The 6,403-nt window shown below is 68.5% G+C and carries 6 protein-coding genes; 4 read left to right on the plus strand and 2 right to left on the minus strand.

Annotation, left to right across the window (positions count from 1 at the left end; all coding sequences use genetic code 11):
- Positions 1-164: 164 nt before the first annotated feature.
- Entirely contained in the window at positions 165-1,274 is a 1,110-nt protein-coding gene (locus ACFE7F_RS15175) for an SDR family oxidoreductase (RefSeq protein WP_375404687.1), read from the minus strand.
- Between the two features lie 101 nt (positions 1,275-1,375).
- On the opposite strand from ACFE7F_RS15175, the gene ACFE7F_RS15180 reads away from it, so the two are divergent.
- Positions 1,376-2,341: a C13 family peptidase gene (locus ACFE7F_RS15180; protein WP_375404688.1), complete on the plus strand. Its 966-nt coding sequence runs from the start codon at positions 1,376-1,378 to the stop codon at positions 2,339-2,341.
- A 35-nt stretch (positions 2,342-2,376) separates the two neighbouring features.
- Here the strand turns inward: ACFE7F_RS15180 and ACFE7F_RS15185 are convergent, their stop codons facing one another.
- Entirely contained in the window at positions 2,377-3,129 is a 753-nt protein-coding gene (locus tag ACFE7F_RS15185; RefSeq protein WP_375404689.1) for an SDR family NAD(P)-dependent oxidoreductase, read from the minus strand.
- Between the two features lie 303 nt (positions 3,130-3,432).
- Between ACFE7F_RS15185 and ACFE7F_RS15190 the strand changes: the two genes are divergently transcribed.
- The 3 genes from ACFE7F_RS15190 to mdh form a co-directional block, all read left to right on the plus strand.
- On the plus strand, positions 3,433-4,227 hold the full coding sequence (locus ACFE7F_RS15190) for a succinate dehydrogenase iron-sulfur subunit (protein ID WP_375404690.1): 795 nt from the start codon (positions 3,433-3,435) through the stop codon (positions 4,225-4,227).
- Positions 4,228-4,396: 169 nt separating this feature from the next.
- Positions 4,397-5,509, plus strand: coding sequence for a cell division protein ZapE (gene zapE / locus ACFE7F_RS15195; protein WP_375404691.1), 1,113 nt, complete (start codon positions 4,397-4,399; stop codon positions 5,507-5,509).
- A gap of 128 nt (positions 5,510-5,637) precedes the next feature.
- Positions 5,638-6,403, plus strand: a 766-nt coding sequence (mdh, locus tag ACFE7F_RS15200; RefSeq protein WP_375404692.1) for a malate dehydrogenase, incomplete at its 3' end; no start/stop codon positions are given.

Below are 6,403 nucleotides of genomic sequence, written 5' to 3' on the forward strand. Positions count from 1 at the left end.
GCGTCTTACTCGCCGCCAGCCTTGCCTATTGGTGCTGATTGAGTCCTAAGCCTAGTCCGATTACCGATCGGACCTTCACCGTCGATGCGGGTACTCGGAAACGGTTTACGGCAAATGGTGTGCTGAAGCAGGCTGGGATAGAGCCGTCGTTCTGACGATTATACTCAAGATGTGATTGCAATCTCTCGAGCTGGAACGTTGTACGCTCGCTTGCCTTGGTCGTCCGCCACACGGGCCGCGTCGTCCGCCCGGCCTTCTCGCACTCGGGTCGTTGATGCCTTATCCTGCCGCGAACGCCACAGCGCGAACGCCGCGCCGCCGATCGCCGCGAAGCCGAGCGCGGCCGCCGCCGGGTGTTCGGCGGCCTTGGTATAGAGGCTGAACGACTTGGCCGCGCGTTCGCCCGAGCGTTCCGCGCCGCCGCGGCCTTCCCACAGGTTGGTGGGCGGCTGCTTGCGGGAAGGGTCGCTCAGCAACGCGTCGGTCGCCTTGGGGGCGAGCAGCTCGTAGGCCCACGGGAAGTGCAGTCCGAGCATCACCTGCAACCGCCCGAACCCGCCGACCGTGATCTCACGACGGGGGCGGGTCGCGGCGCTCAGGATGGCGTCGGCGACCAGTTCGGGGGCGTAGATGACCGGCGGGATCTGCGCCTCGCCGGGGAGATAGTTCCGGGTGTGCTGGCCGATCGGCGTGTCGATCCCCGACGGCTTGATCAGCGTGATCGAGATGGGCAGCCCCGCGTTGCCCAACTCCATCCGGAGTACCTCGACATAGGCCTTGAGCGCCTGCTTGGTCGCGGAATACGCGCCCATCACCGGCGCGGGCAGGTCCGACGCGATCGACCCCACCGTGATCAGCGCGCCGCCGCGGTCGCGCAGGAACGGCACGGCCGCGCGGCAGCCATGGACCGTGCCGAAATAATTCGTCCGCATCATCTGTTCGTGCTCGTCGTTCGGGATGTCGAGCAGGTGGCCGAAGATCGAGGTGCCCGCGTCGTTGACCCACGTGTCGATGCGCCCGAACCGCTCGACCGCGAACGCCGCCGCCGCATCGACCGCCGCCTGGTCGCCCACGTCGGCCGCCTTGTACGCGGCCGTCCCGCCCGCTTCCTCGATCTCGCGGACGACCTCCGCCAACATCACTTCGTCACGCGCGACCAGCACGACCGTCGCACCGCGCGCGGCGGCGAGGCGGGCGGTGACGCGCCCGATGCCCGAACTCGCGCCCGTGATCACGATCACCTGTTCGGCGAGCGGCTTGAGCTTCAATTTCATGGCGCGGTTTCCTGTGATGCGTGCGTGCTCAACAGGGCGGGGGAGTCGCTGGTTCCCCGCTCGCTTGACTTGCCCCCGCCCACGCCCAAGCTGCCATTCCGATGAACCCGGTCCTCAAGCTGCTCGCCGCCTCGCTGCTGCTCGCCCCCGCCTCGGCGCAGCAGCCGGTCGTCTACACGCCGCCGACGCACAACCTGCCGCCGCCGTTCATCGCCAAGGCCGACGGCGCTGAGGTCGCCGCCTACGCCGAACTGGGCATCCAGATCGAGCGCGACCGTCCCGCGCGCGACACACTGGCCGAGCATCGCCGGCTGTCCGCCGCGCTGAACGCGCTCCAGCCGGGGCGGCGCGGGGTGGTCGACGCCTATGTCGTCGCGGTCGCGCTCGACAGCGATCCCGTCTTCGGCCGCGAGGCGCGCGAGGCGGCCCGTGTGCTGGCGCGACGCTACGCCGCCGCCGGGCGCACGATCGTCCTGGCCGGGACGGAGGGCGCGGCCCCGAGCGCGCTGCCGATGGGCTCGCCCGCCAGCCTGTCCGCCGCGCTCGCCCGCGTCGCCGAACTGATGGACGCGCGCGAGGACGTGCTCGTGCTGTACCTCACCAGCCACGGCGCGCCCGTCGGCATCGTCTATAACGACGGCGACCAGGGCTATGGCGCGATCGCGCCAACCCGGTTGTGGCGGTTGCTGGGCGAGGTCGGGATCGCCAACCGGCTGCTGTTCGTCTCCGCCTGCTATTCGGGGACATTCGTGCCGATGCTGATGAGCGGCGGCACCGCGATCGTCACCGCCAGCGCCGCCGACCGCACCTCGTTCGGCTGCCGCGCCGACAATGACTGGACCTATTTCGGCGACGCGCTGATCAACCGCGCGCTGCGCAAGCCCCAGCCGCTCGCCCGCGCCGCCGCCGAGGCGCGCGCGTCGGTCGCGGGATGGGAGCGGCGGGACAGACTGGAGCCGTCCGACCCGCAGGTCAGCATCGGCCGGGACGCGGAGCGTTGGCTTGCTGCGCTTGAGCGCAACCTGCCGCCCGCCACCGCGCCCGTCGGGCGTCCGGCGGTCGAGTGAGCCGGGCGCGACCCGCTCGACCGCCGTCGCGCTCGCTACAGCGAGAAGCCGCCGTCGATGTCGATCGCCGCGCCGGTGATGTAGCTCGCCTCGTCGCTCGCCAGGAACGCCGCGAGTGCGGCCACTTCGTCGGGCCGACCATAGCGGCCGATCGCGACGCGCGCCGTCAGCGCCTCCGCATACTGGCCGTCGGCGGGGTTCAGGTCGGTGTCGATCGGCCCGGGCTGGATCACGTTGACCAGGATGCCGCGCGGACCCAGGTCGCGCGCCCAGCCGCTCGCCATCTGCGCGATCGCCGCCTTGGTCGCACCGTAGATTGCGCCGCCCGCGATCGGCATCGAGTGCGCGTTGACGCTGCCGATGAGGATGATGCGGCCCCCGTCCGACAATAGGGGCGCGGCCGCCGCCGTGCCCGCGAACACGCCCTCGACATTGACGCCGAACTGGCGGTGGTACGCCTCGAGCGACGCCTCCGCGTCGCCGCCGTCGATGCTGACGAAATCGGCTATTCCGGCATTGTGGACGAGGACGTCGAGCCCGCCCAGCGCCGTCGCGGCATCCGCGACCGCTTGTCGCTGCGCCCGCGCGTCGGCCGCGTCCGCCTGGAACGCGTGGCCGCGCCTCCCGCTCGCGTCGATCGTCTCCACCACGGTCTTGGCCGCCGCTTCGTTGCCGGCATAGGTGATCGCCACGTCCGCACCGTCCGCCGCGAGCCGCCGCGCGATCGCCGCACCGATGCCGCGCGATCCGCCCGTCACTAGCGCGCGCTTGCCGTCCAGTTTGCCCATGATCCGCATCCTTTGTCCGCCGGCTCCGATCGCCGGCTTGGTCGCAAATGGGACTTGGTCGTTCGGCCGCAATCCGATCCGTGCGGCCGCACGGCGCGGTCGCGGCGAGCGCGTCGCGTGGGATCAACGGCTTAGGCCGGGTCTCCCAACATCGTCTGTGGGCTCGCAAAGAAAAGCTGCCGGCGGCAACACCGGTTATCGCTCGAAAACTCGTATTTGCCGGGTCGGAGCGTTACATGTATCCGGCTGACCAAGACGCGCGCGACCGTCCCCGTTGCGCCTTTTCAACCGATGGATCGTTCCATGGCCGAGTTCACGCTTCCCAAGAACAGCGTCGTCAAGAAGGGCGTCGTGCACAAGGCTCCCGCGAACGAGTCCGGGACCGCCGGCCGGATCAAGCGGTTCAAGGTTTATCGTTACGATCCCGATAGTGGCGAGAACCCGCGCTACGACACGTTCGAGGTCGACCTCGACAGCTGCGGCCCGATGGTGCTCGACGCCCTGATCAAGATGAAGGCGGAGCAGGACTCGACGCTCACCTTCCGCCGGTCGTGCCGCGAGGGCATTTGCGGCTCGTGCTCGATGAACATCGACGGGCGCAACGGCCTGGCCTGCACCAGCGCGATCGAGGACGTGAAGGGCGAAATCCGGATCACGCCGCTGCCGCACATGGACGTCGTCAAGGACCTCGTCCCCGACTTCACGCACTTCTACGCGCAATATGCTTCGATCAAACCGTGGCTCCAGACCGTCACCCCGGCCCCCGCGGGCAAGGAGCGGCTGCAGAGCCCGGAGGACCGCGCCAAGCTCGACGGGTTGTACGAGTGCATCATGTGCGCCTGCTGCTCGACCTCATGCCCGAGCTATTGGTGGAACTCCGACAAGTTCCTAGGGCCGGCCATCTTGCTCCAGGCCTACCGCTGGCTCGCCGACAGCCGCGACGAGATGACCGGCGAGCGGCTCGACGAGCTTGAGGACCCGTTCCGCCTGTATCGGTGTCACACGATCATGAACTGCGCGAACGTGTGCCCCAAGGGGCTGAACCCCGCCAAGGCGATCGCCGAGATCAAGAAGATGGAGATGGAGCGCGCGCTTTAGGCGCAGTGCGGCCTGCGCCGCCCCGGCGCAGGACTCGCACAAGCCCGGCCGAGGGGCCGCGTCAGCGAGCCCGATCGACGACGTCCCGGATTTACTCCGGGGCGCTGCTCGGCAGGATGTATGTCGAGCCTTCGTTGCGACCTCACCCGTCTTGGCTTAATTGCCCGGCGTGACCAAGCCAGCCACCGTCCTCTCCGCGTACCAGTCACTCGTCACCGCCGGCGAGCTTCGCCCCGATCCCGAGCAGGTCGCCGCCGCCCGTCGGCTCGACCGGCTCGCCGCCGAGCTGGAGGCCGCACGGGTACCCGGCATTCTCAAGCGCCTGCTCCGCCGCAGGTCCGCGCCGATCCAAGGCGTGTACCTGTGGGGAGGCGTCGGGCGCGGCAAGTCGATGTTGATGGACCTGTTCTTCGGACAGGTTCGCACCCAGGCCAAACGCCGGGTCCACTTCGCCGAGTTCATGCTCGACATACACGCCCGCATTCACGCCGAACGCGCGCGCGAGACCGGCGACCCGATCGCGCCCGTCGCCGAAGCGATCGCGGCCGACACGCGCCTGCTCGCCTTCGACGAGATGATGGTGACGAACTCGCCCGACGCGATGATCCTGTCGCGGCTGTTCACCGCGCTTCTGGAGCACGGGGTGACGATCGTCGCCACCTCCAACCGCGCGCCCGCCGACCTGTATCTCCACGGCCTCAATCGCGAGCATTTCCTGCCTTTCATCGCGCTCATCCAGGACCGGCTGGCCGTGCTCGCGCTGAACGGCCCGGTCGACTATCGTCGCGAGCGTTTGGGCCGCGTCGAGACCTGGCTCGTTCCCAACGGCGCGCAAGCCACCGCCGAACTGTCGGCCGACTTCTTCCGCCTGACCGATTATCCGCCCGAGGACTCGGAGCATGTGCCGGTCGAGGTATTGACCGTCCAGGGCCGTACCCTGCGCGTGCCCAAATCGCTCAAAGGGGTCGCGGTGTTCGCCTTCAAGAAGTTGTGCGGCGAGGCGCGCGGGGCGGCGGACTACCTCGCGGTCGCGCGTCGCTACCACACCGTCATCCTTGTCGGCATCCCCAAGCTGGGCCCCGAGAACCGCAACGAGGCCGCGCGCTTCGTCCAGCTGATCGATGCGCTCTACGAACGCAAGGTCAAGCTCCTCGCCGCTGCCGATGCCGAGCCCGACCGGCTGTACGAGGCGGGCGATGGGCGGTTCGAGTTCGCCCGGACCGTCAGCCGCCTGGAAGAGATGCGGTCCGAAGAGTATCTTGCGCTTGGGCACGGGTGTTAAAGCTGTTGCGAAGCAGTCGCAACAGTCCTGGGTCTATCCGTCTTTAAGAGTTGCCCGGATTACCCGAAGCGGGTAGGCAACTCGGAAATCGCGCCCCCAAGCGGCGCTCGAGCCGAAAAGGACAGGGGATGGCCCGCAAGAAGATCGCGCTGATCGGCGCCGGCAATATCGGCGGGACGCTCGCGCATCTCGCGGCGCTCAAGGGTTTGGGCGATATCGTCCTGTTCGACGTGGTCGAGGGTGTGCCGCAGGGCAAGGCGCTCGATCTGGCGCAGTGCGGCCCGGTCGAGGGCTTCGATGCATCGATCCTGGGCACCAACGACTATGCCGACATCGCGGGCGCGGACGTGGTGATCGTCACCGCGGGCGTCGCGCGCAAGCCGGGCATGAGTCGCGACGACCTGCTCGGCATCAATCTGAAGGTCATGAAGGCCGTGGGCGAGGGCATCGCCGCCAACGCGCCCGACGCCTTCGTCATTTGCATCACCAATCCGCTCGACGCGATGGTCTGGGCACTGCGTGAGTTCTCGGGCCTGCCCGCGACCAAGGTCGTCGGCATGGCGGGTGTGCTCGACTCCGCCCGCTTCAGGACGTTCCTCGCATGGGAGTTCGGGGTATCGGTCCGCGACGTCAATGCGTTCGTGCTCGGCGGGCATGGCGACACGATGGTGCCCGTGCTGGAATATTCCACCGTGTCGGGCATCCCCGTCACCGACCTCATCAAGATGGGCATGAGCACGCAAGGTAAGATCGACGCTATCGTCCAGCGCACCCGCGCCGGCGGCGGCGAGATCGTCGCGCTCCTGAAGACCGGCTCCGCCTATTACGCGCCTGCGACGAGCGGCATCGAGATGGCCGAGGCGTATCTGTACGACAAGAAGCGCGTCCTCCCCG

The sequence above is a fragment of the uncultured Sphingomonas sp. genome (assembly GCF_964235535.1).
In the GTDB taxonomy this organism is placed as follows: domain Bacteria; phylum Pseudomonadota; class Alphaproteobacteria; order Sphingomonadales; family Sphingomonadaceae; genus Sphingomonas.